Origin of the sequence: Verrucomicrobium sp. BvORR106, assembly GCF_000739655.1 — a bacterium.
Taxonomy (GTDB): Bacteria; Verrucomicrobiota; Verrucomicrobiia; order Verrucomicrobiales; family Verrucomicrobiaceae; genus Verrucomicrobium.
This window is the reverse complement of sequence record NZ_BATR01000165.1, coordinates 1-544: the sequence shown is the minus strand read 5'-3', so window position 1 is coordinate 544 and position 544 is coordinate 1. Positions and strand designations below refer to the sequence as shown.

The 544-nt window shown below is 61.0% G+C and carries 1 protein-coding gene; it reads right to left on the bottom strand.

Going from position 1 to position 544, the window contains the following annotated elements:
• Positions 1 to 83: 83 nt before the first annotated feature.
• The coding region (locus BV106_RS30000) for a glutathione S-transferase C-terminal domain-containing protein (protein ID WP_038171040.1) at positions 84 to 544 on the bottom strand (461 nt) is incomplete at its 5' end.

The following is a 544-nucleotide window of genomic DNA, read 5'->3' as shown; positions in this document are numbered from 1 at the left end:
ACGCGGAGAGCGAAGTCCACGAGTCCGTCACGCAGCACTTTCTGCACTGAGCGTGCTGTTGTTGCCTTGAACTCCTGAACTCGTCAGGCCCGACCGGGTGGCTCATCGAGCCACGCCAGGTCCGGGCCACGCGGCACGATGCGGGTGGGATTGATGTCGTCGTGGGTGATGTAGTAGTGCCGCTTGATGTGATCAAAGTTCACCGTGTCGGCGATGCCCGGCTGTTGATACAGATCCCGGAGATAGCCTGACAGGTGGCGGTAGTTCCGGATGAGCCGCAGGTTGCACTTGAAATGCCCGTGATACACGGCGTCGAAGCGGATCAGGGTGCAGAAAAGACGCCAGTCAGTTTCCACGAACTTGGGCCCGAAGAGGAACCTCTGGTTGCCCAGGTGCTCGTCCAGCTGGTCGAGCGCATTGAACAGCTCCCGGAAGGCCCGTTCGTAGGCGCTCTGGGTGCTGGCGAAGCCGGCGCGATACACGCCGTTGTTGACGTTCTGGTAGATGAACTCGGACAGAGCGTTCTGCTCCTGCTCCACGGCGG